Raw genomic sequence first — 25,378 nt, forward strand, 5'->3', positions numbered from 1 at the left:
CCGCCGCATGATTCCATGGGAAAAGATCGATACCGCGCGCATTCCCGGCACCGAAGGTGAATTGCGTCTGATGCGGCGGGGCCGCGAATTCTCGATCATGCTCGGCACCAACGAGCTGATGAACAGCCGCCTGTCGGGCTCGGAAGAGGCGCTGGCGACGCTTGCGGCGAAGAAGATCGAGCAGGTCGCAAAGCCGCATTTTCTGATCGGCGGCCTCGGCATGGGCTTTACCTTGCGGGCTGCGCTCAAAGTGCTCGGACAAGACGCGAAGATCACGGTGGCCGAACTGGTGCCGGCGGTCGTTGCCTGGGCGAGGGGTCCGATGGCGGAGATCTTCGGCGACAGCCTGAGCGATCCGCGCGTCAGCATCCAGGAGGAAGACGTTGCCGGCGTCATCGAGCGCCACCCGCGCAGCTTCGATGCCATCCTGCTCGACGTCGATAACGGCCCCGAGGGCCTGACCCGCAAGGCCAATGACGCGCTGTACGATGTCTCCGGGCTCAAGCTGGCGCACACCGCATTGCGACGCGGCGGCGTGCTCGCCGTCTGGTCGTCCGGGCCGAACGCAAAATTCCCGAAATCGCTGTCCCGGGCCGGGTTCGCGGTCAATGAGATCGCCGTCCGCGCCACCGGAAAAGGCCGCGGCGTCCGCCACGTGATCTGGATCGCGGCCAAGGACTAAGAGCGTTTTCGAGCGAAGTGGATACCGGTTCGCGTGAAGAAAACGCGTCACAACAAGAATCTAGAGCCCCCGTTCCGATTCTATCGGAACGGGGCTCTAGCCCGGAATCCGGGGCGGCCTTTGGCCCAGCGATCGCCTCAGAACATCGTGTTGCTGTTCGCCGGATTTTCCGGAATGGGCTGCACCACGTCCCAATGCTCGACGATCTTGCCGTCCTCGAGCTTGAAGATATCGACGATCGCGTTGCCGCGGGTGCCGGGCTCGCGCACGGCGTGGACGTGCAGGATCACGTAGTCGCCATCGACGAAGGAGCGCTTGATCTCGCTGTGCGAGTTCGGAAATTTTTCACGCAGGAAGGCGATGAACTTGCGGAAGCCCTCGGCGCCGTCGGCCGCGCCGGGATTGTGCTGTACATAGCGGTTGCCGACATAGGCGAGCGCCGCGTCGGCATCCTTCTGGTTCAGCCCTTTCTCGTAGAACGCCAGCACCGCCTTGCGGTTGGCTTCCTGCTGCGCCTCGCTGGTGGCGGCCATCGCGGACGACGATGCGAGCGCGAGGAGGAGGGCGGCGACGGCTGTCCGCGGCCGAAGCAAGGTCTTCATCTGGTTGCTCCCGGTGGCTGAGCGATGGATAGCGCTCTCTACAGCGTCTATGCCGCGCCCGGAAGAACGCACTCCCGGCTCACATGGTTACCGGGAGATACCGGCCCTCACGCTGCCTTCGCTGCCGCCCCGTGTGCGTGCTTGTCGATGGCGTCGATGATCTCTGGCCACATCGGGATCGGCAGGGCATGGCCCATGCCTTCGATCATCAGGAGCCTTGCGCCCGGGATCGAGGCTGCAGTGTCCCGGCCGCCTTCGGGATGCACCAGCGGATCGACGGTGCCGTGGATCACCAGGGTCGGCGCCTTGACGCTGCGCAGCCGCTCCTTGCGGCTGCCGGAGGCGAGAATGGCGCGCAACTGGCGACCGACGCCCTCCGGATTGAGGCCGCGCTCGAAGGTGCGCCGCGCGCGCTCGGCATCGAGCGCCTCGTCTTCCGGGAACAAGCCGTTGCGCAACACCTTCCAGGTCTGCCCGAAGCGGACGAAGTATTCTTCCTTGCTCTTCGGCGGCGGCGCCATCAGTACCGCGGTCGCCTCGCGGGTCGGCCCAGGGATCTTTGGATTGCCCGTGGTCGACATGATCGAAGTCAGCGAGAGCACGCGCTCGGGAAAGGTGATCGCAACCTCCTGCGCGATCATGCCACCCATCGAGGCGCCGACCAGATGCGCTTTGCGGATGCCGAGCGCGTCCATCAGGCCGATCGTGTCCCGCGCCATGTCGGCCAGTCGGTAGGGCGCCGCGACCGGAATTTTCAGGAAGCGCAGCTTGATGAGCTCGAGCGCGGTCAGCCGCTTGCCGCCGCTCATGCGGGAGGATTTGCCGATATCCCTATTGTCGAATCGGATCACCCGAAAACCGCGCGCGGCGAGCTGGCGGCAGAATTCGTCGTCCCAATGGATCATCTGGGCGCCGAGGCCCATGATCAGCAGCAGCGGCTCGGAATGCGCCTCGCCAAAAACCTCGTAGCAGATGTCGATGCCGTTGGCGCGGGCAAGCTGCGGCGGCTGATGGGCGAGCGTGGTCACGGGCGTCCCCTGCTGGTGTCGCGGTCAGCAACCTCTATGCCACGGATTGACGCAGCGCAGAAGGGCTCCGACGTCGCCGGGCGTGTCGCACTGTTGACCGATCATCGGCAACAGTGTCGTATGGCACAAACAAGTGGAAGCGCGGCAAGCGCTCGCAATTGGTGTGGAGGAGCGCCGCATGGCCGACAAGGGCAACGACCCTGCCGTGATTTGGCAGACGATGATTGGCGAGATGGAGAAGGGGTTCAACTCCTTCGGCAATCAGTTGATGAGCTCGCCTGAATTTTCCAAGGTGATGAATCAGGCCGGCGGCGTCGCGGCTGGTGCGCAGAAGCAGCTCGGCGAGCTGATGGAGAAATATCTGCTGGCGATGAACCTGCCGAGCCGCTCCCAGCTCGTCGGCATGGCCGAACGCCTGCAATCGATGGAGAACCAGCTCAACGAGATCAAGACGCTGCTGCAGCAGGTGCACCACAATTCGCTGGCGCCGGATGACGGCCACGGCGCAACGCCACGGCCGCCGCGCACCAGGCAGCCGCCAGCGGAGGGAGGCAGCAAATGAATGCGCCCACCCCGTTTGATTTTGCCTCGATCTCCGAGCGGGTGCAGTCCGAGGTGCAGCGCGCGATCCAGCGCAGCATCAAGGGCGTCGAGTATTTCTCGTCCTCCGGGCCCTCGCTCGGCGAGACACCGAAGGACGTGCTGTATTCGCGCGGCACCATGAACCTCTATCACTACCGGCCGCAGGCCAGTGAGGTCTATCGCGTGCCGGTCCTGATCGTGATGGCGACCACCAACCGCGGCTATATCCTCGACCTGGTGCCGGGGCAGAGCTTCATCGAATTCCTGCTCAAGCGCGGCTTCGATGTCTACATGCTGGACTGGACCGCGCCGAAGCCCGAGGAGAAATCGCTGCGCATGGAGGACTATGTCCTCGACTTCATCCCGGAATCGGTCCGCCGGGTGCAGCAGGATTCCGGCGAGAAGGACGTCTCGGTGATCGGCTATTGCTTCGGCGGCGTGCTGTCGCTGCTCTATGGCGCGATCTTCAACGACGGGCCGATGAAGAACCTGATCTGCTTCACCACGCCGATCGATTTCCGCGAGATGAAGCTGTTCTCCAATTTCGCCGACCGCCGCTATTTCGACGTCGATCGGCTGATCGACAGCACGGGCAACATGCCGCCCGAACTGATCCTGCAATCGTTCGACATGCTGCGGCCGGCCGCGCGCGTCGTCGGCCAGATCCAGTTGTGGGACAACATCTGGAACGACGAGTTCGTCAAGTCGTACCGGATGTTCGACCGCTGGGCGACCGACACGCTGCCGCTCGCCGGCGAGTATTTCCGCGCCATCACCAAGGATCTGATGTGGGACAATAAGCTCTACAACGACACCATGACGGTCGGCGGGCGGCCGGCCAGGCTTGCCGACATCAAGGTGCCGATCCTGCACGCGGTCGCCGAGCATGACCACATCGTGCCGTATGATGCGGCAAAGCATTTGATCACCAAGATCGGCTCCGAGGACAAGGAGGAGGTGATGCTGAAAGGCGGTCACGTCTCGCTGGTCGCCGGCGCCAATGCAATCAAGCGGCTGTGGCCGAAGCTGGACTCCTGGTTGGGCAAGAGATCGACCTGAGAAGGGTCGACTTGAGAGAGATCGACATGACCGAACAACGTTCCTATCCGCGCCACGTCAAGACCGAGGCCGGCGACATCGAGTTCCGCCTGATGAAGCGGGCCGACGAGGCCGCGGTGCAGGCCTTCGCGCAAAAGCTGCCGACGCACGACCTGCTGTTCCTGCCGCGCAACATCAGCCAGCCGAAGGTGCTGTCGGCCTGGATCAACGAGATCGAGCGCGGCGACATCACGAGCCTGCTCGCGATCAAGGACGGCAAAGTGGTCGGCTGCGGCACGCTGGTGCGCGATCCGCATTCCTGGTCGCCGCATGTCGGCGAGATCCGGATGGTGGTGTCATCAGACGTGCGCGGCCAGGGCGTCGGCCGGGCGCTGTCGCAGGAGACGTTCGCCATTGCCCTCGGCGCCGGGCTGGAGAAGTTCTCGGTGCAGATGACCGTCGACCAGCGGGCCGCGATCGCGCTGTTCGAAAGCCTCGGCTTCAAGGCGGAGGCCCTGCTGCGCGACCATGTCCGCGATGTCGAGGGCAAGACCCACGACATTGTCGTGCTCGGGCATAATGTGGCGCAGGTCCGGGCGCAGATGGAGGCGTATGGGCTGCCGGGCGCGGTTGGAGGTGCTTAAACACCTCTAGCTGCCGGTTTCGCAGGCAATCTGCCGGTTATTCATGCTGTTCACGAGTTCGTGATGTCGCGCTGCAACATCAATGTTGCGGCGCACCATGGGGTGTGTCATAACACCGCTGCCCCGGGCCAATCCGGACGGGGTGAGCCCATAGCTCAAACCTGAGGATGGAGAGAGACCCCAATGACCACCGAAACCAATTCCGTGCTGAACAGCGTCAAGGAAGCCTTCGCGCCCGTCACCGAGGCGTTCACCAAGCTCCAGAACCTGGAAGTTCCGGAAGCCGCCCGTGAGTTCGTGAAGAAGCAGGCCGAGGCCGCCAAGACCCGCGCTGCCGATGCCTATGCCGGCTCGGAGAAGGTGACCAACGTGATCGAGACCGCCGTTGCCGGTTCGGTGACCGAAGCCGCCAAGATCAGCCGCAACATCCAGCAAGCGATCTACCAGGACGCCGAGGCGTTCTTCGCCGGCATCGACAAGCTCGCGTCGGCCAAGTCGCTGAGCGAAGCCGCCCAGATCCAGTCGGACCTGGTCCGTGCGCGTGGCGAACTGTTCGTCTCGCGAGCGAAGGCCACGTCGGAGTATCTCGGCAAGCTCGTCACCGACGGCGCGAAGACCGCGCAGGACAACTTCGCCAAGGTCTACGGCAAGACCGCCTGATCGCGCTTGCACTGACAACTGCCCTTTTCGAAGGCCCGCCATTTCGCGGGCCTTCTTTTTTGGCGGCGTTTCTCATACATCGTTGATGTCGCGCCTGCCGTCATTGCGAGGAGCGATAGCGACGAAGCAGTCCATCTCTCCGCATGCGGTGAAATGGATTGCTTCGCTTCGCTCGCAATGACGGCTAGTGTTGTGCCCGTGCGCGAGCTTCCTCAATTCCCATGACCCTTCCCGCCGCCCTCATCGCAACCCCCGTCGATGCCGAACGTGCCGCCGAACTGCGCCGCGTGAAGTGGCTGGCGACCGGCGTGCTGGCGACGACCCTCATCGTCTTCATTGCGTCGAAGGTCCTGCTCCCGGTGCATCCGGCCTTCGGCTTCATCGCCGCCTTTGCCGAGGCTGCGACCATCGGCGGGCTCGCCGATTGGTATGCTGTCGTCGCCCTGTTCAAGCGGCCGCTGGGGCTGCCGATCCCGCACACTGCGATCATCCAGAGCAATCAGGAACGGATCGCCGAGAAGCTCGGCGAATTCATCGAGAACAATTTCCTGGAGTCGGGACCGGTCGAGGCCAAGCTGCGCGAGATCGATTTCGGCAGTTTCATCGCCGACTGGCTGCGCGACCGCAAACGCTCCGAGGACCTCGCGCGCTTCGTGCTGCGGATGTTGCCCGAAGCGTTCGCGGCGACCGAGAGCTCGGGCTTGATGCAGTTCATCAGCCGCCGCGTCACGACGCAGGTGCTCTCCATCGATCTCGCGCCGCTCGCAGCCGGCGCGCTGCGCGGTTTCGTGCAGGAGGGCAGGCATGGCGGGCTGCTCGATGACCTGCTGCGCGTGCTGCACCAGACGCTGACGCAGCAGGAGACCATGGCGGTGATCCGCGACAAGGTCCGCGCCGAGATGCCGACGCTGCTCAGGCTCTATCGCGCCGACAAGTTCGTGGTGAACCGGATCATCGCCTCGGCCACGAAATTCTTCGAGGAGGTGCGCAACGATCCGCAGCATCCGTTCCGCGGCGAGTTCGACCGCATGCTGCTGTCGTTCGTCGACCGGCTCGGCAGCGACAAGGCGTTCGCCGATCGGATCGACGGGCTCAAGCGCGACCTGCTGGCACGGCCGGAGCTCGCCAATCTCGGGCGCACCGTCTGGGCCAACGTCAAGGACTTCATCGCGCGCAGCGCCTCCGGCGAGTCGCAGGTGTTGCAGCATCAGCTGGCGCGTATGTTCGTCGAGGCCGGCGATGCGCTCGACGGCGATGCGGACCTGCGCAGCGAAATCAATCAGGGCCTGGTCGCGATCCTGCGCACGGTCGTTGCCGAACAGAAGAGCGGCGTCTCGAGCTTCATCGCCGACCAGATGAAGAGCTGGGACATGGAGCAGTTGATCTCGCTCATCGAGGTCAATGTCGGCAAGGACCTGCAATACATCCGCTTCAACGGCTCGCTGATCGGCGGGCTTGCCGGCCTTGCGCTTTACACGCTGGAATATGCGCTGCGCCTGCTGTGACCGATTGGGCACGGCGACCACATTAGTTGTGGCAAGTGTGACCTGGACCGCTTGCACGAAAGTGATCGGTTCCCTAGCTTTTCATGATCGTTTGTTGCGTTGCGGAACGATTCCGCCGGGTTTGCGTCAACCCTATTGACTCACCTGATGATCCCATTGCCGGCCGTCACCACGGCGCCGGAACAGGAGCTGAAATGTCCGTTGCTGCGCAGACGCTACGCCCGCCGTCCAGGACGCTGATGTTTCTGGAAGGTCGCGCCATTCATGAGCTCGGTGCTTTCCTCGGTGCATTGCCGCTGTTGAGCCTCGCGCCGCGCGGCGATGGGCATCCGGTGCTGGTGCTGCCCGGACTGATCGCCTCCGACATGTCGACGCGCCCGCTGCGCGACTTCCTGAAGACCAAGGGCTACGCCGTCAGCGGCTGGCGCCAGGGCCGCAATCTCGGGCTTCGCGCCGGCGTGCAGGACGGGATGGTCGACCTGCTGCAGGAGATGAACGAGACGACCGGCCGCAAGGTCTCGGTGGTCGGCTGGAGCCTCGGCGGTCTCTATGCGCGCCAGCTCGCCAAGATGATGCCGGAGCGCGTGCGCCAGGTCATCACGCTCGGCAGCCCGTTCGCCGCCGGCCCGAAATCGACCAATGCCTGGCGCGTCTACGAGATGGCCAGCGGTCGCCGCGCCGACGAAGAGGATTCCCGCTTCGGCGGCTCGCTCGCCAGCGCACCGCCGGTGCCGACCACCGCGATCTTCAGCCGCACCGACGGCGTCTGCGCCTGGCAGGGCTGCCGCGAGCAGGCCTCGTCGATGACCGACAGCATCGAGGTCGAGAGCAGCCATTGCGGCATGGGCCATCATCCGGCCGTGGTCTATGCCGTCGCCGATCGCCTCGCGCAGAAGGAAGGCGAGTGGGCGCCGTTCGACCGCAGCGGCTGGCGCAGCCTGGTCTATCCGGATCCCAACCGCTGACTTTGTTTGCCTCGCCCCGCTTGCGGGGAGAGGTCGGATCGCATGAAGCGAAGCGCAATGCGATCCGGGTGAGGGGGAGTCTCCGCGAGTCGTCTTTCACCGTGAGCGCGGAGGCAGCCCCTCACCCCAACCCTCTCTCCGCAAGAGGGTGGCGAGGGAGAAGCCAGAGCGGCGACATTGTCGTTCCTCGACAAAACGCGCTATGCGTTGCGGCATGCCACAGCCGCTTGCCCGCATCGTCGATCAGCTGAAGCGCGAGCCGTCACGCACCGGCTCGATCATCATCACCGTGTTCGGCGACTCCATCGTGCCGCGCGGCGGCGCGGTGTGGCTCGGCACGCTGCTCGAATTCTTCAAGTCGCTCGACATCGACGGCAATGTGGTGCGCACCGCGATGTCGCGGCTGGCGGCCGACGGCTGGCTCGAGCGCAGCAAGGTCGGCCGCAACAGCTTCTATCGGTTGAACGCCCGGGGACGGCAGACCTTCGACACCGCGACGCGGCACATCTACGATCCGCCGCCGTCGGACTGGACCGGCCGCTTCGAGCTGCTCCTGATCGGCAATGCCGAAGACCGCGACGCCGCGCGCGAGGCGTTGAAGAATGCCGGCTTCGGCAGCCCGCTGCCGGGCGTGTGGGTCGCGCCGTCGGGCGTGCCGATCCCGGATGAAGCGTCGCGCGCGATCCGTCTCGAAGTCTCCGCGGAGGACGACAGCGGGCGCCGGCTGCTCAGCGCGAGCTGGCCGCTCGATCGCACCGCGGACGCCTATCTGAAGTTCATGAAGACGTTCGAGCCGCTGCACGGTGCGATCATGCGCGGCGAGAGACTGAGCGACGCCGACGCCTTCACCGCGCGCATCCTGCTGATCCACCATTACCGCCGGGTCGTGCTGCGCGATCCGCTGCTGCCGTATCAGCTATTGCCGAAGGACTGGCCGGGCAGGGCTGCGCGCAAGCTCTGCGGCGAGATCTATCGCGGGCTGCTTCCCGCGTCGGAACAATGGCTTGACGATCACGCGACCAACGAGGACGGGCCGCTGCCGAAGCCCAACGGGGCGGTGGCGCGACGTTTCGAGGGCGTCTGAACATATTACAAAAATATCTTGCGTTTAAAAAATTGTGTTATATATTGCTGCCTAACAACACACTGGGAGGTCGGCCATGTACACGCAGGCGCTCAACTCATCCGACGGCGACGATCGCGGCGTCGAGGATGTTGCCCGTGCCGATCAGTTCCAGGCCCGCATCGACGCCGACGAGCGCATCGAGCCGAACGACTGGATGCCCGCCGCGTATCGCAAGACGCTGACCCGGCAGATTTCCCAGCATGCCCATTCCGAAATCGTCGGCATGCTCCCCGAGGGCAACTGGATCACCCGCGCGCCGTCGCTGCGCCGCAAGGCCGCGCTGCTCGCCAAGGTGCAGGACGAATGCGGCCACGGGCTCTATCTCTACGCCGCCGCCGAGACGCTCGGCACCTCGCGCGAAGAGCTCATCGACGGCATGCTCTCCGGCAAGGCGAAGTATTCCTCGATCTTCAATTATCCGACGCTGACCTGGGCCGACATCGGCACCATCGGCTGGCTGGTCGATGGTGCTGCGATCATGAACCAGATCCCGCTGTGCCGCTGCTCCTACGGCCCCTATGCCCGCGCGATGATCCGCGTCTGCAAGGAGGAGTCGTTCCACCAGCGCCAGGGTTTCGAGATCATGGTGACGCTGTGCCGCGGCACCGCCGAGCAGAAGGCCATGGCGCAGAACGCGCTCGATCGCTGGTGGTGGCCGGTGCTGATGATGTTCGGCCCGCCTGACCAGGTCAGCCAGCACAGCGACACCTCGACCAAGTGGAAGATCAAACGCTTCTCCAACGACGAGCTGCGCCAGAAATTCATCGACGCCACCGTGCCGCAGGCCGAATTCCTCGGGCTCAAGATTCCCGATCCCGGCATGACGCAGAACGCAAACGGCAATTGGGTGCACAGCCCGATCGACTGGGACGAGTTCAAGCAGGTGCTGGCCGGCAACGGTCCCTGCAACCGCGATCGTCTCGCCGCGCGCCGCAAGGCGCATGAGGAAGGCGCCTGGGTGCGCGAGGCCGCGATGGCCTATGCCGAGAAGCGCAAGCGCCGCCAACTCGCGCAAGCCGCAGAATAAGGGAGCCCGAGATGGCCACGCCGAACGTTCCGCTCTGGGAAGTCTTCATCCGCAGCCGCAACGGCCTCGCGCACAAGCATGTCGGCTCGCTGCACGCAGCGGACTCGACGCTGGCGCTGCAAGCTGCGCGCGACATCTACACCCGCCGCGGCGAGGGGCTGTCGATCTGGGTGGTGCCGTCGAACGCGATCACCGCGTCCGATCCGGCCGAGAAGGGCATGATGTTCGAGCCGGCGGAGTCCAAGATCTACCGCCACCCGACGTTCTACGACGTCCCCGACGAAGTCGGGCATATGTGAATTTCACCCGTCATGGTGAGGAGGCGCGTTAGCGCCGTCTCGAACCATGACGCCCGGATCGTGATCGCGGCCCATCCTTCGAGACGCCTGCTGCGCAGGCTCCTCAGGATGACGTCGAGCAAGTGGATGCAGGTGGAATAGAGAGCATGGCAACCGCCAATATCGAAGTCTCCGAAACGCCGCTGGTGCTCTACGCGCTGCGCCGCGCCGACGATGCGCTGATCCTCGGCCATCGGCTGTCCGAATGGTGCGGCCATGCGCCGGCGATGGAGGAGGACATGGCGCTCGCCAATATGGGGCTCGACCTGCTCGGCCAGGCCCGCGAGCTCTACACCTATGCCGCCAAGGTCGAAGGCCGCGGCAATGATGAGGACAAGTTCGCCTATCTGCGCGACGTCCGGCAGTACCGCAACCTGCTGCTGGTCGAGCAGCCGAACGGCGACTTCGCCCGCACCGTGGTGCGGCAGTTCTTCTACGCGGCGTTCGCCGATCTCTACTGGCGCGCGATGATGGCCTCCTCCGATCCGACCCTCGCCGCGATCGCGGCGAAGTCGGAGAAGGAGAGCGCCTATCACGTCAGGCATTCGTCGGAATGGATCGTCCGGCTCGGCGACGGCACCGAGGAGAGCCACCGCCGCGCGCAGCATGCGATCGACGATCTCTGGGCCTATACCGGCGAGATGTTCGCGGTCGACGACGCCGAGCGCGGCCTGATCGATGCCGGCATCGCGATCGATCCGGCGACGCTCAAGTCGCGCTGGCTGAAGACCGTCAGCGGCATCGTCAACGAGGCGACGCTGGCGTTGCCGAACAGCGATTGGATGCAGCAGGGCGGCCGCGTCGGCAGCCATAGCGAGCACCTCGGCCATCTCCTCAGCGAATTGCAATCCCTGCAGCGGACCTTCCCGGGGGCCACATGGTGACCGTCGCGCTCAGCGATGCCGATCTGCGCCGGCGGGCCTGGCGCGCGGCCGCACAGGTGGTCGATCCGGAAATCCCGGTGCTGACCATCGCCGATCTCGGCGTGCTGCGCGATGTCTCGGTCTGCGACGGCCATGTCGAGGTCGCGATCACGCCGACCTATTCCGGCTGCCCGGCGATGAACATGATCGCGCTCGAGATCGAACTCGCGCTGGAGCGCGAAGGCATTCACGCGCCGAAGGTGCGCACCGTGCTGTCGCCGGCCTGGACCACCGATTGGATGAGCGAGGACGGCCGCCGCAAGCTCCGGGACTACGGCATCGCGCCGCCACAGCCCGGCTCCTCGCGCCGCGCGCTGTTCGGCGAGCAGCAGGTGGCGTGCCCGCACTGCAGCTCCGTCGATACCGAGCTGCTGTCCGAATTCGGCTCGACCTCCTGCAAGGCACTGTGGCGTTGCAAGAGCTGCCGTGAACCCTTCGATTACTTCAAGTGTCATTGACCATGCTCGAGGCTATCAACAAGCACCCCGTCATTGCGAGCGAAGCGAAGCAATCCATGCTTCCTCGCTCGCGGAGCGATGGATTGCTTCGTCGCTTCGCTCCTCGCAATGACGGCGGAGATAGCTGATGTCCCTTGCGCCGCGCTTCCACCGTCTGTCCGTCAGCGACCTGCGCCGCGAGGCGTCGGACGCCGTCTCGATGACCTTCGCGATCCCCGACGATCTGCACGACGACTACCGCTTCACGCCGGGCCAGTACCTGACCTTGCGCACCACGATGGACGGCGAGGAAGTCCGTCGCTCCTATTCGATCTGCTCCGGCCCCGACGACGGCGAATTGCGCATCGCGGTGAAGAAGGTCGACGGCGGCGCGTTCTCGAACTGGGCCGCCGACGAACTCAAGGCCGGCGACCAGCTCGACGTGATGACGCCGACCGGCCGCTTCGGCCTCGCGCATGCGCCCGACGAGGCGCGGACCTATGTCGGCTTCGCCGCCGGCAGCGGTATCACGCCGATCCTCTCGATCATCAAGGGCGTGCTGGCGCGCGAGCCGAATAGCCGCTTCTTCCTGTTCTACGGCAACCGCTCGACCGAAGGCGTCATGTTCCGCGAGGCGCTGGAGGAGCTGAAGGACCGCTTCATGCAGCGGCTGTCGGTGTTCCACGTCATCTCGGGCGAGGAGCAGGACATCCCGATCCTGCACGGGCGGCTCGACGGCGACAAGGTGCGGGTGCTGCTGCGCTCGCTGGTGCCGGCCGCAACCGTCGATCACGTCTTCATCTGTGGGCCGGCCGCGATGAGCGAGACCATCGAGGCGACCTGCCGCGAGATCGGCATCGCCGACGAGCGCATCCATGTCGAGCGCTTCGTGTCGGAATTCGGCGGCAAGCCGCGCCCGAAAATCGTCGTTGCCACCGGCGCGCCGCCGAAGGCGATCGCCGGACTGATCATCGACGGCAAGCGCCGCGAAGTCCCGGTCGCCGACGGCGAATCGATCCTCGACGCCGCGCTGCGCGCCGGCATGGACCTGCCGTTTGCCTGCAAGGGCGGCATGTGCTCGACCTGCCGCGCCAAGCTTATCGAGGGCGAGGCGCCGATGGACCTGAATTATTCGCTGGAGCCGTGGGAGCTGAAGGCGGGGTTCATCCTCACCTGCCAGGCCAAGCCGTGCTCGGAGAAGGTCGTGGTCGATTACGACCACGTCTAGGTGTCATTCTGGGGCGCGCGTAGCGCGAGCCCGGAATCCATTCTTCTACCGGGGACGCGGCCCGATGGATTCCGGGCCTGCGCCTTGCGGCGCATCCCGGAATGACGGCGCAAGAGTTGACGACCATTGGTGTCGCGCACGACACTGATGTGACACCAAGAGGCCCATCGCAACGGGCCCGTGCACAGGGAGTTCGACGTGAATGTGAAGGCCACGCTATCGCCTGAGGATGTCGCCCGCGCCTGCGCGGATGCGATGTGGAAGGAAGACGACGCCAGCAAGGGCCTCGGCATGGAGCTGGTCGAGATCAAGCCGGGGCAGGCTGTGATGGCGATGACCGTGCAGCCGCATATGGTCAACGGCCAGCGCATCTGCCATGGCGGCTATATCTTCACGCTCGCTGATTCCGCGTTCGCCTTTGCCTGCAACAGTCATAACGATCGCGCGGTGGCGGCGCAGGGCAACATCACCTTCATCCGGCCCGGCAAGCTCGGCGACCGGCTGGTCGCGACCGCGCGCGAGATCTCGCGCAGCGGCCGCTCCGGAATCTACGACGTGCGCGTCGCCGCCGGCGACAACGTGATCGCCGAGTTTCGCGGACATTCGCGGGTGATACAAGGCAGCTGGCTGCCGGATACGGACATCAAGGCATAACGTTCAGGGGAAACGTCGATGGCTACGGCAAAGCTCAGGGTTGGAGACAGCGGCTATCACGCCGAGCTCGATGCGGCTGAACGCGCCTCGCGCGACGAGATCATGGCGTTGCAGACCAGGCGGCTCGCCTGGTCGCTCAAGCATGCCTATGACAACGTCGCGCATTACAAGAAAAGCTTCGATGCCGCGGGCGTGCACCCCACAGACTTCAAGCAGCTTTCCGACCTCGCCAAATTTCCCTTCACGGTGAAGACCGACCTGCGCGACAATTACCCCTTCAACATGTTCGCGGTGCCGCGCGAGCAGCTGGTGCGGGTGCACGCTTCCTCGGGCACGACCGGCAAGCCGATCGTTGTCGGCTATACCAAGGCCGATATCGACACCTGGGCGGACGTGATGGCGCGCTCGATCCGCGCCGCCGGCGGCCGCACCGGCATGCTGATGCATAATGCCTATGGCTATGGCCTGTTCACCGGCGGCCTCGGCGCGCATTACGGCGCCGAGCGGCTCGGCTGCACGGTGATCCCGATCTCCGGCGGCATGACCGAGCGCCAGGTGCAGCTGATCAACGATTTCAAGCCCGATATCATCACGGTGACGCCGAGCTACATGCTGGCAATCCTCGACGAGTTCAAGCGGCAGGGGCTCGATGCGCGCAAATCGTCGCTGAAGTTCGGCATCTTCGGCGCCGAGCCCTGGACCAACGCGATGCGCGTCGAGATCGAGCAGGCCTTCGACATGGATGCGTCAGACATCTACGGCCTGTCCGAGGTGATCGGCCCCGGCGTCGCACAGGAATGCGTGGAGACCAAGGACGGGCTGCACGTTTGGGAGGATCATTTCTATCCCGAGGTGATCGATCCGCTGACCGGCAAGGTGCTCGCCGACGGCGAGAAAGGCGAACTGGTGTTCACCTCGCTGACCAAGGAAGGCTTTCCGATCATCCGCTACCGCACCCGCGACCTGACGCGGCTGCTGCCCGGCACGGCCCGGCCCGGCATGCGGCGGATGGAGAAGGTGACCGGCCGTTCCGACGACATGATCATCCTGCGCGGCGTCAACGTGTTCCCGACCCAGATCGAGGAAGCGCTGCTGGCGACCGACTGGTGCGGCGGTCACTTCATCATCGAGCTGACCCGCGAGGGCCGCATGGACGAGATGACGGTGCTTGCCGAAGCCCGGCCCGAGAGCTGGGACGGCGAGGGGCTCGCCGCGCACGCCGAAAAGCTCTCCGGTTTCATCAAGAACACCATCGGCATCTCGACCCGAATCCGCGTCGTCGCGCCCGACACTCTGGAACGTTCCCTCGGCAAGGCGAAACGGGTTTACGATAAGCGGCCGAAAGGGTAACTCCTGCTCATAACAGAGCAGGGTGATCCTTGATGCCGGTTTCTTCAAAGCCTGACGCGCGACCCGTCTCGGTCGACGCCCGCTGCGTCCGCCTGCTGGCGAAGGCGGAGAACGCGGCGGCGGTGGCGCCGGTGGTCGAGAACCACCTTCTCTCGCGCGGCGACAATGACGTCCTGATCGAGCTGAAAGCCGCGGCGGTCAATCCGTCCGACGTCAAGGCTGCGACCGGGCTGATGCCTTATGCCGTGTTCCCGCGCACCTCCGGCCGCGACTATGCCGGCGTCGTGATCGACGGCCCGTCGGGCCTGATCGGGCGCGAGGTGTTCGGCTCGTCCGGCGACCTCGGCATCCGCCGCGACGGCAGCCATGCCACGCATCTGGTGGTCGAGGCCGCTGCCGTGGTGGAAAAGCCCGCCGGCCTGTCCTGGGACGAAGCTGCCGGGATCGGCGTGCCGTTTGTCACCGCGATGGAAGGCCTGCGCCGCGCCGGTCTGCCGAAACCAGGCGAGACCATGCTGGTGATGGGCGTCAACGGCAAGGTCGGCCAGGCCGCGGTGCAGATCGCGAGCTGGCACGGCGCGCGCGTGATCGGCGTCGTGCGCAAGAGCGAGCCTTATGAGGGCCACAGCAATGCGCCGGTCGAGGTGATCGATGCCTCCGCCGCCGATGTGGCGGCACGGGGTGCGTGAGCTGACCGGCGGCAAGGGCGCCGACATCGTCTACAACACCGTCGGCGATCCCTATTTCCAGGCGGCGCACAAGTCGCTGGCGCTGCGCGGCCGCCAGGTCCTGATCGCGGCGGTCGATCGGATCGTGCAGTTCAACATCCTCGAATTCTATCGCGGTCAGCACACCTATGTCGGCATCGACACGCTCGCGCTGTCGTCGGTTGCGACCGGCGAGGTGTTGCGCGAGCTCGCACCGGGCTTTGCCGGCGGACATCTGAAGCCGTTTCCGATCCGGCCGAGCGCGATCTACCCGCTGGAACAGGCCAAGGCCGCGTTCGTTGCCGTGGCAGGCTCGTCGCGCGACCGCGTGATTTTGCGACCGTGAACTACCGTCATTGCGAGCGAAGCGAAGCAATCCATTCTCTCCCATTGCGGTGCTATGGATTGCTTCGTCGCTCCGCTCCTCGCTATGACGAACCCTTGAGGACGTTTCCATGGACCCCGCAACGATCGTCATCCTTGCCGCCCTCATCATCGGCCTGATCTACGGCTCGGTGGGTTTGCTCAGCGGCTTCTGCATGATGAGCGGCCTGCGCGGCTGGTGGGCGGAGGGCGACGGCCGGCTGGCGCGCACCTATGCGCTGGCGATGGGCGTGGCGATCGCGGCTTCGCAGCTGCTGGCGGCAGCAGGGCTCGTCGATCTCGGCAAGTCGATCTATCTGCAGCCGTCGTTCTCGGCGCCGGCGATGTTCCTCGGCGGGCTGTTGTTCGGTTACGGCATGGTACTGTCGAACGGCTGTGGCTCGCGCGCGCTGGTGCTGCTCGGGCGCGGCAACCTGCGGTCCTTCGTGGTCGTGATCGTGCTCGGCATCGTGGCCGAGATGACGCTGAAGGGCGTGATCGCGCCGGCGCGGATCGCGATGGTGCAGGCCTCGCAGGCTACGGTCGCGGCCAATTCGGTGCCGGCGCTGCTGGCAAGCGTCGGTCTCGGCGCGGTGCCGGCGCGGATGGTCGCGGCCTCGATGCTCTCAGCCGTGCTGATCATCTTCGCCTTTGCCCACGCGCCATTCCGCAAGTCGCCCGGACAGATCGCGGCCGGCCTGATCGTCGGCCTGCTGGTGGCGGGCGGCTGGTACGCGACCGGCTATCTCGGTGCCGACGATTTCAATCCGGTGCCGGTCACGTCGCTCACCTTCATCGCGCCGATCGCCGACGCCCTGCAATATGTCATGCTGTCGACCGGCTCGACGCTGAATTTCGGCATCGTCACCGTGTTCGGCGTGTTTGCCGGCAGCCTGGTCACGGCGATCGCAACCGGGCGCTTCAAGCTCGAAGGCTACCAGTCGCCGCAGCACATGCTGCGCTCGGCAGGCGGCGCAGCCCTGATGGGCGCGGGTGGCGTGATGGCATTCGGCTGCTCGGTCGGGCAGGGGCTGACCGGATTGTCGACGCTGTCACTGTCGTCGTTCATCGCCGTGGCCGGCATCATGCTCGGCACCGGCGCGGGCCTGCGCGGCGCGCTGCGGGTCAGGCCACTTGCCGCGGTCTAAGGCGTCAAACCGTCGGCTGCCAGTCATAAAGCGGAAGTTGCCTAGTTCGATAGTTGTCGGCGGCTTCTGACCCATTGCGGACCTTTGAAAGGTATGGCCAAACACGTTCCGTTGCTTTCGGAGAACAACATGGCGGGTGAGCGAGACAAGTATGGCGATCTGATCAATCCAGCCGAACGATATGAAGAGTTTATGCTCCAGATTTATGATCTTTGGTCTCTAGCTGAAGAATACGGCTATTCGAAAGAAGCTCGTGGCGCCCTCAACCAAGCTCGCCTCATGTTCATGGATGAGTTTCAGACTCGACATCCGGGTTTCGGAAGTGGTCGCGCGACATGGAGGTAGAGCCGCTGGACTTGGCCCTTATCTGCTGTTGGCAGTAGACCGGACGCACGGCCGCACCTGCCTGACCGCCGGTTTTGACCCTGAACGGACATTCCAGCTTCTAAACTTCTGCGCTAATATTGGGCTACAAGAAGGGCAGAGCATTGGAGGGCGGCTTCTTATGTCGAAGTTGAAGTGCCTTGCTGTCTTCGCTGGTTGGCTTATTCCAGCGTATGCGAGCTTCGCCGACGACCGTGAAAAGGTGATCGGCATCTGGAAACTTGTTTCTCAAGAGATTGAAATTCAGGCCACCGGGCAGAAAGAACCTGTCTTCGGAAGTTCTCCTACGGGATACGCGATTTTCACGGCCGAGGGCCGGGTGATGTTTGTCCTGACCGGAGAGGGGCGCAAGCCGCCGCAAACGGTCGAAGATCGCGCCGATTTGCTGAACAGCATGGCTGCCTATACCGGCATCTATCGTCTCGAAGGTGACAAATGGATTACGAAGGTCGATGTCGCTTGGAACCCTGAATGGGTGGGCACTGAGCAAACACCCTTCTTCAAACTAGACGGTGATCGCCTTCAGGTCACCTCGACGTGGCGAATAATGCCCAATTGGGCAGATAGGGGGATGCAGAGAAGCCTTCTTGTATTCGAAAGAACGAAATAGAAGTTAGAAAACCTACCTTCGCGAGCCGGGCAGCGCCCGGTTGCGTTGCATGCGTCTCTTATTGGCCCAAGGCCGACATGCAGCGACGTCGGTTTCGACGTCAGTTTCCGAGACCGAAGCGGACGTGACGAATCTATCAGTGCGGGCCCTCATTACGCCCGCGCCGGCGCGTCCGCGAGCGAGCTCAGCGCGATACCGCCGATGATCAGGGCCGCTGCGATCGCCAGCGAGAGATCGATCGGCTCGCCGAGCAGCAGTGAAGCGGTCACGATGCCGACGATCGGCGTTCCCGTGGTGCCGAGCGATGTGGTCAGCGCCGGCAGGCTCTTGTTGACCATGGACATCGCCCAATAGGCGAGCGCCGTGCCGATGAAGCCGGAATAGAGGAACAGCAGCACGAGATGCGGCGACCATGTCACCGTGGGCATGCCCTCCGCCACCAGCGCCGTCGTGGTCAGCACCAGCGTCGCGACCAGCACCTGCCACAGCAACAGTTGCAGCGGCGTCGCGATCCAGCGGTGCGAGCGGATATAGATGATGTTGGCAGCCCAGCAGATCGCGGCGAGGATGATCATGCCGGCGCCGGCGATGACGTGCAGATTGCTCCAGTCCAGCGATGCCGGGTTGAGGATCACGCAGAGGCCGGCAAGCCCCGACGCGACGCCGACGAGCTTCAGCGTTCCGAGCCGTTCGGTTCGCGCGGCGCCCGCGGCGAGCGCCACCCAGAGCGGCGTGGTGTAGCCGAGCACGATGCCCTTGCTGGCCGGCAGATAGCGCAGGCCGGCGGCGACCAGCGTCGAGAAGAACGTCATGTGCAGCAGCGCGACGCTGAGCACCACCGGGACATCGGCGATCCGCGGAATGATCAGATTGCCGCTGGCGCGCAGGATCACCGAGAGCGCGGCCAGGGCGACCCAGCTGCGGATCGATGCGGTCCACAGCGGCGGCACCGCCACGACCAGCGATTTCGTCACCGACCAGTTGATGCCCCAGGCCAGCACCACGACGATGAACAAAGCGGCGGCTTTGGCCGGCGATAGCGATTGATTCACGGCGGTATCCTTGCAGGCGATACCGCTTGTGAATAGGATCGCGCTGGCTCTATCGAAAGAGCCAGATCGGATAGAACCAAGGAGCCAGATTGATCCTCGCCGAATTGCTCGAGCTGAAGCGGTCGGACGATGCCGGGCTGGCCGCGCAGCTGACGCAACAGCTGCGCGCGCTGATGGCGAGCGGCCGAATCCGCAGCGGCGCCGTGCTGCCGTCGAGCCGCACGCTTTCAGCCGAGCTTGCGGTCTCGCGCAACACGGTGACGCATGCCTATGAGCAACTCGCGGCCGAAGGGTATCTGTGCGTCGCCGCGCGGCGCCGGCCGGTGGTGACGGACGATATCGAGGCGCGCTTTGCCAAACCTGCGCCTGCGCCGCGGCGCGACGACGCCCGCAAGCCCTTGCTCTCGCCCTGGGCCTTGCAGCTCTCCGACACCGATTGGCCGCTGTCCTACCAGGCCAATTTCCGGCCGCTGCGTTCGGGGCTGGCGGATGCGCGCGAGTTTCCGCACCAGATCTGGGGGCGCTGCCTGCGCCGCAGCGCGCTGCGCCGCCGCTTGAACGACCAGACCGTGGTCAACCGGCCGAGCCTGCGCGAGGCCTTGCGCGACTATCTCGAAATCAGCCGTGGCGTGCACGCCGAGGCCGATCAGATCCTGATCCTGCCGACCGCGCAAGCGGCGCTGACGCTGATCGCCGCAACCGTCATCGCGCCGGGCGATGCGGTGTGGACCGAGGATCCCGGCTATCCCGGCGCCGCGGCGGCGTTTCGCGCGGCCGGCGCCGACGTCGTCGGTGTCAGGCTCGACCAATGGGGCATGATGCGGACGCGCGCGGCGCGTGCGCCGAAGCTGATCTTCACGACCCCCTCGCATCAGCATCCGACCGGGCGGGTGATGCCGGTTGCGCGCCGCACCGAATTGTTGGCGTCCGCCGCGCCCGGCAAGACCTGGATCGTCGAGGACGATTACGACGGCGAGTTTCACTATGACAGCCGTCCGATGCCGGCGTTGCAGGGGCTCGACCGCGAGGGACGCGTGCTCTATCTCGGCACGTTCGCAAAAGCGATGACGGCCGATATCCGCATCGGCTATCTGGTGGTGCCGCAGCAACTGGCGCGGACCATGGAGATCGCGCAGCGCCATCTCGGGCTGATCGCGTCCGTGCATGTCCAGGAAGCGCTGGCCGATTTCATGGCTGACGGGCATTTCCCGGCACACATCAGGCGGATGCGGCGGATCTACCGGTCGCGCCGCGACCATCTCGCCGCGGCGCTGGCGCGGCAGCTCGGCGAGGTGCTCGCGGCCGAGGTCCCGCCGGGCGGCATGCAGCTAATCGCGCGTTTCAAGGACGGCACGGTGGACCAGGGCGCCGTGACCCGGCTGGTGGCCGCCGGTGTCGAGGTGCGCGCGCTGTCGAGCCTCGCGCTGGAGCGGCCGCGCGATCACGGCCTGTTGCTCGGCTTCGCGGCCTGGCGCGAAAGCGAGATCGGCGCCGCGGTGCGGACCATGGCGAACTGCCTGACGGGGAAGCGCGCGGCGCCCAGGTAGACGGCGAGGGGGCGTGCAGGATTTCGGAATACTAGAAGTATATTGCTGAGTTGCCCGACGCGTCAAGTGGCTTTGGCCGGCGGTGTCTTTGGTCGGCGGTCGCCGGCTACCGCCGGCTCCTTTGCATGGGGTTGTTCCTCGATATTTGTGAGCGCGCCCTTGCGACGGCTCTTTTCCCTGCCTCGCAGGCTCACTCCGCCGCCCTGGTGACGATCCGCACCTCCGAGGTCAGCGTCTTGTGCACCGGGCACTTGTCGGCGATCTCCATCAGCCGCTTGCGCTGGTCGGCGTCGAGCTCGCCGTCGATCCTGATGACGCGCTCGATCTGGTCGAGCATGCCCTCGCGCGTCTCGCACTCCTCGCAATCCTTGGCGTAGATCTTGTTGTGCTGGAGCGTCACGGTGATGCGATCGACCGGCAGCGACTTGCGGTCGGCATACATCCGCATCGTCATCGAGGTGCAGGCGCCGAGCCCGGTGAGCAGGAAATCGTACGGCCCGGGCCCGCTGTCATTGCCGCCGACGGCGACCGGTTCGTCGGCGATCAGCCGGTGCGGACCGGTGGTGACGAGCTGCTGGAACTTGCCGTTGCGGGTCTCCTGCACCACGACGTTGCGCGGCGCGCTGCCGGCCTCCGCCGCCGCCTGCGGCATGAGGTCGACATAGCGCTCGGCCCAGGCGCCAATCACGTCGGCGACATAGGCGGCGTCCTGCTTGCCGCTCAGGAGATGATCCGCGCCCGCCAGCGAGACGAAGCTTTTCGGATGCCTGGCCGCGATGAAGATGTTGGTGGCGTTGTCGATGCCGACGGTGTCGTCGGTCGGTGCATGCATGATCAGCAGCGCCTTGTGCAGCTGCTTGACCTGCGCCATCAAATTCTGCTCGGCGACATCGTCGAGGAATTCGCGCGTGATGCGGAACGGGCGGCCGGCGAGCGACACCACGCCTTCACCCTGCGCGCGGATGTCCTCGATCTTGTCCTTGAAGAAATGCGTGACGTGGGTGGGGTCGGACGGTGCGGCGATGGTGACGACGGCCTTGGCCTCGGGGATCTGGCCCGCTGCCGCCAGGATCGCGGCGCCGCCGAGGCTGTGGCCGATCAGGATCGCCGGCGCCTTGCGCGTCTCGCGCAGATGGTTGGCGGCGCGGACCAGATCGGCGACGTTCGACGAGAACGTCGAGTTGGCGAAATCGCCTTCGCTGGAGCCGAGGCCGGTGAAATCGAACCGCAGCGTGGCGATGCCCTTGGCGGCGAGCGCTGTCGCGATGCGCTTGGCCGCCAGCACGTCCTTGCCGCAGGTGAAGCAATGCGCGAACAGCGCATAGGCCTTGATCGGGCCGTCAGGCGTATCGAGCGCGGCGGCAAGCTGGTGGCCGCCGACACCGGTGAATTGGAAGCGCTCGTGCGGCATGGCCAGGCTCCATCATTGCGTTGGTTCGTCAGTCGCCAGAATAGCGCTGTTCGGCCCAGGGATCACCGCGATTGTGATAGCCGCGCACTTCCCAGAAGCCGGGCGCATCCTCGGTGACGAATTCGATGCGTTGCAGCCATTTGGCGCTCTTCCAGAAATAGAGATGCGGCACCACCAGCCGCACCGGGCCGCCATGCTCCTGCTCCAGCGGCTTGCCGGACCAGCTATGCGCGAGCAGCGCGTCCTCCGCGGCAAAGTCCTCGATCGGCAGGTTCGTCGTATAGCCGTCATAGGAATGCAGCACGACGAAGCGCGCGTCCTCGCGCGGTTGGCAGGCGGCGAGCAGGTCGCGCGTCGCAAGCCCCTCCCATTGATTGTCGTAGCGCGACCAGGTCGTGACGCAGTGGATATCCGAAACAAATTTCGTTTGTGGCTGCGCGTTGAATTGCGGCCAGTCCCAGTAGATCGTCTGTTCGACCGCGCCGTAGACGTCGAGCCGCCAGCGCTCCCGCGTGATGTTCGGCAGCAGCCCGAGATCGAGCACCGGCCAGTCCTTGGTCAGATGCTGTCCCGGCGGCAGGCGCTGCTCCTCCGGCCTTGTGACCTTGCCGGTGAGGAATTTGCCTTCGCGGGCCCAGCGCTGCTTGCTGCGCGTCAGCTTGCTCTCGGGCGGCTCCTGGTCGTCGGTCATCGCGTCAATCCATCATTCGTGCCGATGCATCGCGGAGTCGTGCTTGGTGTCGCGCATGGTCGAGTAGATCAGCAGCGACAGGAAGATCATGCCGCTGAGATAGTAATAGAACCAGTCCTCGTGCCCGATGCTCTTGAAATAGAGCGCGACCGCGGGCGCTGTGCCGCCGAAGATCGATACCGTGATGGCGTAGGGCAGGCCGACGCCGAGTGCGCGGACATTGGTCGGGAACAGCTCGGCCTTCACGATCGCGTTGATCGAGGTATAGCCGGCGACAAAGATCCAGGCGCCGCAGATCAGCAGGAAAGCGATGAAGGGCGATTTGGTCTCCTTCAGCGCGGTCAGGATCGGGATCGTCGCCAGCGTGCCGGCGATGCCGAAGAAGATCAAGAGCGGCTTGCGGCCGATCTTATCGGAGAGGCCGCCATAGATCGGCTGCAGGAAGGTCGCGAAGATCAGCGAGCCGAAGATCACGAAGGTGGTCTGGTCCTCGGTGAGGCCGACCGACAGTTTCACGAAGGTCTGCATGTAGGTGGTGAAGGTGTAGAACGCCGCGGTGCCGCCGGCGGTGAGGCCGACCACCAGCAGCAATTCGCGCGGGTAGTTGAGGAGGCCGACGATCGAGCCGGTCGGCTTGGAGACCTTCTTGGCCTCCTCGAACGCCTCGGTCTCGTGCAGGCCGCGCCGCATCACCGCTGCGAAGATCGCGAGCAAGGCGCCGATCACGAAGGGGATCCGCCAGCCCCAGGCCTTCAACTCGTCCGGGGTCAGGAACACCTTCTGCAGCAACAGCAGCACGATGATCGCGGTCAACTGGCCGCCGATCAGGGTGACATACTGGAAGCTGGAGTAGAAGCCGCGATGCTTGGGATCGGCGACCTCGCTGAGATAGGTGGCGCTGGCGCCATATTCGCCGCCGAGGCTGAGGCCCTCGATGACGCGGGCTAGCGCCAGGATCGCCGGCGCCGCAATGCCGATCGTGGCGTAGGTCGGCGTCACCGCGATGATCAGCGAGCCGAAGCACATGCAGACCACCGAGAGCGTCAAGGACAGCCGGCGGCCGTAGCGGTCGGCGATGAAGCCGAACAGCCAGCCGCCGAGCGGGCGCATCAGGAAGGTCGCGGCGAACAGCACGGCGGCATTGAGCTGCTGCACCACCGGGTCGCTGTGCGGGAAGAACGCCGGCGCGAAATACAGCGCGAACGCGGTGTAGGCGTAGAAATCGTACCATTCGACGAGATTGCCGACCGATCCGATGAAGATCGCCTTCACCCGCCGCTCGACGTCATGGATGTCGAGATGATCGCTCGCGGATTGAGCGGTTTGTTCGGACATTGGCAGGCCTCCCCGGATTCTCTGGCACGATTCCGGGGCAACCTATCTCATTTGCGTGGGGCGATGTAACTGCTGTCCTGTTCCTCAGGCGTTCCTGCCGAACAGGACCGGCAGTTGACGCGGGCCGCGCACCGTGCCTTCGGACCAGGTGACCTTGCCGGCCGGATCGAGCCGGAAATCGGGGATCCGCTTCAGCCATTCCTCGATCGCGACTTGCATCTCCATCCGCGCCAGATTGGAACCGACGCAGCGGTGGATGCCGAGGCCGAACGCGGCGTGGCGGTTCTCCTTGCGGTCGATCACCACCTTATCGGCATCGGGGAACATGGCGGGGTCGCGGTTGGCCGCGGGGAACGACAGCAGTACCATGTTGCCGGCCTTGACCGGGCAGCCCGAGATCGTGGTCTCCTTCATCACCTCGCGCGCCATCGTGACCGGCGAATAGGCGCGCAGGAATTCCTCGATCGCGGTCGGGATCAGCGCCGGCTCCGCGACCAGGCGCGCGCGATCGGCCGGCGTCCTGGCGAGGTGCCAGAGCGAGGAGCCGATCGCGCTCCAGGTGGTGTCGATGCCGGCGATCAACAGCAGCCGCAGCGAGCCGAGCACGTGCTCGTCGGTCAGCGGCTGGCCGCCGGGGCCCTTGGCCCGCAAGAGCTGCGAGATCAGATCGTCACCCGGCTCAAGCTTGCGCTGCTCGAGATGGGCCATAAAATAGCCGGTCATCTCGCGCACGCCGTTCATCAGCTCCTCTTCATTCTTGATGCCGAGCTCGAGGATCTGGTGGATCCACTTGATGAAGAGGTCGCCGTCCTTCTCGGGAATTCCCAGCATATGCGCGATGGCGCGCACCGGGATGTGCTTGGTGTAGCGCGCTGCGGCGTCGCAATGGCCATCGGCGATGAACTCGTCGATCAGTTCGTTGCAGATCGCGCGCACCCGCGGCTCCAGCCGCTTCATCGCATCCGGCGTGAACGGCGGCAGCAGCACCTGCTTGGCGGGCTTGTGTTCCGGCGGATCGGATGTGATCGGCGGTGCGCGGGCCGAGATCTCCGGGCGGACGTCGCGCACGATGACGCGGCGCGAGGAGAAGTGCTCGGTGTCGTAGGCGATCTCCTTCACCGCCTGATAGGTGGTCGGCATGTAGCAGCCGAGGAAACGCTCGGTGTGCACGACCGGCGAGGCCGCGCGCAGCGTCTCCCAGATCGGGAATGGGTCGTCGGTCCAGACCGGATCGGTGTGGTCGAAATCATGCACCCAGTCGGTGACCGGAGGATGTTCGGGCAGATAGCTTGCGGACGGGGAATCGGACATCAGCTCGTTTCCTTCTCGTTCGATCAAACG

26 protein-coding genes and 1 pseudogene are annotated in these 25,378 nt (G+C 65.0%); 20 read left to right on the forward strand and 7 right to left on the reverse strand.

All coding sequences use genetic code 11. The annotated features are described in order from the left end of the window. Positions 1–7 precede the first annotated feature (7 nt). A complete protein-coding gene (locus ACVMB0_RS19905; RefSeq protein WP_461347387.1) occupies positions 8–682 on the forward strand; it encodes a spermidine synthase in 675 nt (224 codons plus the stop codon). 137 nt (positions 683–819) lie between these two features. On the opposite strand, the gene ACVMB0_RS19910 is transcribed toward ACVMB0_RS19905, so the two are convergent. Together ACVMB0_RS19910 and ACVMB0_RS19915 are read right to left on the reverse strand one after the other, a co-directional pair. Continuing rightward, positions 820–1,215, reverse strand: a complete 396-nt coding sequence (locus tag ACVMB0_RS19910; protein WP_456756589.1) for a nuclear transport factor 2 family protein — start codon at positions 1,213–1,215, stop codon at positions 820–822. Between the two features lie 176 nt (positions 1,216–1,391). Then, positions 1,392–2,312 (reverse strand): alpha/beta fold hydrolase, encoded by a 921-nt coding sequence (locus ACVMB0_RS19915; protein WP_456755977.1) that lies wholly within the window; start codon positions 2,310–2,312, stop codon positions 1,392–1,394. A gap of 178 nt (positions 2,313–2,490) precedes the next feature. On the opposite strand from ACVMB0_RS19915, the gene ACVMB0_RS19920 reads away from it, so the two are divergent. The 18 genes and pseudogenes from ACVMB0_RS19920 to ACVMB0_RS20005 all read left to right on the forward strand — a co-directional run bounded on the left by ACVMB0_RS19920 (position 2,491) and on the right by ACVMB0_RS20005 (position 18,001). After that, complete coding sequence (locus ACVMB0_RS19920) at positions 2,491–2,874, forward strand: hypothetical protein (RefSeq protein ID WP_456755976.1); 384 nt, start codon at positions 2,491–2,493, stop codon at positions 2,872–2,874. Further along, positions 2,871–3,953, forward strand: coding sequence for a PHA/PHB synthase family protein (locus tag ACVMB0_RS19925; protein WP_456755975.1), 1,083 nt, complete (start codon positions 2,871–2,873; stop codon positions 3,951–3,953). The genes ACVMB0_RS19920 and ACVMB0_RS19925 overlap by 4 nt, the downstream gene beginning before the upstream one ends. A 26-nt stretch (positions 3,954–3,979) precedes the next feature. Then, a complete protein-coding gene (locus tag ACVMB0_RS19930; RefSeq protein ID WP_456755974.1) occupies positions 3,980–4,576 on the forward strand; it encodes a GNAT family N-acetyltransferase in 597 nt (198 codons plus the stop codon). A gap of 183 nt (positions 4,577–4,759) precedes the next feature. Next, entirely contained in the window at positions 4,760–5,236 is a 477-nt protein-coding gene (locus ACVMB0_RS19935) for a phasin (protein WP_050420022.1), read from the forward strand. Positions 5,237–5,457: 221 nt separating this feature from the next. Continuing rightward, positions 5,458–6,741, forward strand: coding sequence for a DUF445 domain-containing protein (locus ACVMB0_RS19940; RefSeq protein ID WP_456755973.1), 1,284 nt, complete (start codon positions 5,458–5,460; stop codon positions 6,739–6,741). 194 nt (positions 6,742–6,935) lie between these two features. After that, on the forward strand, positions 6,936–7,706 hold the full coding sequence (locus tag ACVMB0_RS19945) for an esterase/lipase family protein (protein ID WP_461347388.1): 771 nt from the start codon (positions 6,936–6,938) through the stop codon (positions 7,704–7,706). A gap of 214 nt (positions 7,707–7,920) precedes the next feature. Beyond that, complete coding sequence (paaX, locus tag ACVMB0_RS19950) at positions 7,921–8,790, forward strand: phenylacetic acid degradation operon negative regulatory protein PaaX (RefSeq protein ID WP_456798425.1); 870 nt, start codon at positions 7,921–7,923, stop codon at positions 8,788–8,790. A 76-nt stretch (positions 8,791–8,866) separates the two neighbouring features. Next, complete coding sequence (paaA, locus tag ACVMB0_RS19955) at positions 8,867–9,859, forward strand: 1,2-phenylacetyl-CoA epoxidase subunit PaaA (protein WP_461347389.1); 993 nt, start codon at positions 8,867–8,869, stop codon at positions 9,857–9,859. An 11-nt stretch (positions 9,860–9,870) separates the two neighbouring features. Then, positions 9,871–10,158 carry a 1,2-phenylacetyl-CoA epoxidase subunit PaaB gene (gene paaB, locus ACVMB0_RS19960; protein ID WP_342710425.1) on the forward strand — a complete coding sequence of 96 codons (288 nt, stop codon included), beginning with the start codon at positions 9,871–9,873 and terminating at the stop codon, positions 10,156–10,158. Between the two features lie 146 nt (positions 10,159–10,304). Then, positions 10,305–11,081 (forward strand): 1,2-phenylacetyl-CoA epoxidase subunit PaaC, encoded by a 777-nt coding sequence (paaC, locus tag ACVMB0_RS19965; RefSeq protein ID WP_461347390.1) that lies wholly within the window; start codon positions 10,305–10,307, stop codon positions 11,079–11,081. Beyond that, the gene (gene paaD / locus ACVMB0_RS19970) at positions 11,075–11,578 is read left to right on the forward strand and encodes a 1,2-phenylacetyl-CoA epoxidase subunit PaaD (protein WP_461347391.1); all 504 of its coding nucleotides are present in this window, start codon (positions 11,075–11,077) and stop codon (positions 11,576–11,578) included. Before paaC ends, paaD begins: the two co-directional genes overlap by 7 nt. Before the next feature lie 127 nt (positions 11,579–11,705). Then, positions 11,706–12,785 carry a 1,2-phenylacetyl-CoA epoxidase subunit PaaE gene (paaE, locus tag ACVMB0_RS19975; RefSeq protein WP_461347392.1) on the forward strand — a complete coding sequence of 360 codons (1,080 nt, stop codon included), beginning with the start codon at positions 11,706–11,708 and terminating at the stop codon, positions 12,783–12,785. Positions 12,786–12,983: 198 nt separating this feature from the next. Next, on the forward strand, positions 12,984–13,439 hold the full coding sequence (paaI, locus tag ACVMB0_RS19980; RefSeq protein ID WP_456755966.1) for a hydroxyphenylacetyl-CoA thioesterase PaaI: 456 nt from the start codon (positions 12,984–12,986) through the stop codon (positions 13,437–13,439). A gap of 18 nt (positions 13,440–13,457) precedes the next feature. Then, positions 13,458–14,789: a phenylacetate--CoA ligase PaaK gene (paaK, locus tag ACVMB0_RS19985; protein WP_461347393.1), complete on the forward strand. Its 1,332-nt coding sequence runs from the start codon at positions 13,458–13,460 to the stop codon at positions 14,787–14,789. A 32-nt stretch (positions 14,790–14,821) separates the two neighbouring features. Next, positions 14,822–15,842, forward strand: a pseudogene (locus ACVMB0_RS19990) (quinone oxidoreductase family protein). 109 nt (positions 15,843–15,951) lie between these two features. Then, complete coding sequence (locus ACVMB0_RS19995; protein ID WP_461347394.1) at positions 15,952–17,007, forward strand: YeeE/YedE family protein; 1,056 nt, start codon at positions 15,952–15,954, stop codon at positions 17,005–17,007. A 93-nt stretch (positions 17,008–17,100) separates the two neighbouring features. Then, entirely contained in the window at positions 17,101–17,352 is a 252-nt protein-coding gene (locus tag ACVMB0_RS20000) for a hypothetical protein (RefSeq protein ID WP_461347395.1), read from the forward strand. A 160-nt stretch (positions 17,353–17,512) separates the two neighbouring features. Further along, positions 17,513–18,001: a lipocalin-like domain-containing protein gene (locus ACVMB0_RS20005; protein WP_461347396.1), complete on the forward strand. Its 489-nt coding sequence runs from the start codon at positions 17,513–17,515 to the stop codon at positions 17,999–18,001. Positions 18,002–18,153: 152 nt separating this feature from the next. On the opposite strand, the gene ACVMB0_RS20010 is transcribed toward ACVMB0_RS20005, so the two are convergent. Continuing rightward, entirely contained in the window at positions 18,154–19,053 is a 900-nt protein-coding gene (locus ACVMB0_RS20010) for a DMT family transporter (protein ID WP_461347397.1), read from the reverse strand. 89 nt (positions 19,054–19,142) lie between these two features. Between ACVMB0_RS20010 and pdxR the strand changes: the two genes are divergently transcribed. After that, entirely contained in the window at positions 19,143–20,600 is a 1,458-nt protein-coding gene (gene pdxR / locus ACVMB0_RS20015; RefSeq protein ID WP_461347398.1) for a MocR-like pyridoxine biosynthesis transcription factor PdxR, read from the forward strand. A 190-nt stretch (positions 20,601–20,790) separates the two neighbouring features. Here the strand turns inward: pdxR and ACVMB0_RS20020 are convergent, their stop codons facing one another. From ACVMB0_RS20020 to ACVMB0_RS20035, 4 genes are all read right to left on the reverse strand, one after another. After that, positions 20,791–22,011 (reverse strand): bifunctional alpha/beta hydrolase/OsmC family protein, encoded by a 1,221-nt coding sequence (locus ACVMB0_RS20020; RefSeq protein WP_461347399.1) that lies wholly within the window; start codon positions 22,009–22,011, stop codon positions 20,791–20,793. 28 nt (positions 22,012–22,039) lie between these two features. Beyond that, positions 22,040–22,702 carry a sulfite oxidase-like oxidoreductase gene (locus ACVMB0_RS20025; RefSeq protein ID WP_461347400.1) on the reverse strand — a complete coding sequence of 221 codons (663 nt, stop codon included), beginning with the start codon at positions 22,700–22,702 and terminating at the stop codon, positions 22,040–22,042. Between the two features lie 12 nt (positions 22,703–22,714). Beyond that, positions 22,715–24,037: an MFS transporter gene (locus ACVMB0_RS20030; protein ID WP_461347401.1), complete on the reverse strand. Its 1,323-nt coding sequence runs from the start codon at positions 24,035–24,037 to the stop codon at positions 22,715–22,717. Between the two features lie 84 nt (positions 24,038–24,121). Beyond that, positions 24,122–25,348, reverse strand: coding sequence for a cytochrome P450 (locus ACVMB0_RS20035; protein WP_461347402.1), 1,227 nt, complete (start codon positions 25,346–25,348; stop codon positions 24,122–24,124). Between the last annotated feature and the right edge of the window lie 30 nt (positions 25,349–25,378).

Source organism: Bradyrhizobium sp. USDA 4451 (assembly GCF_054822585.1).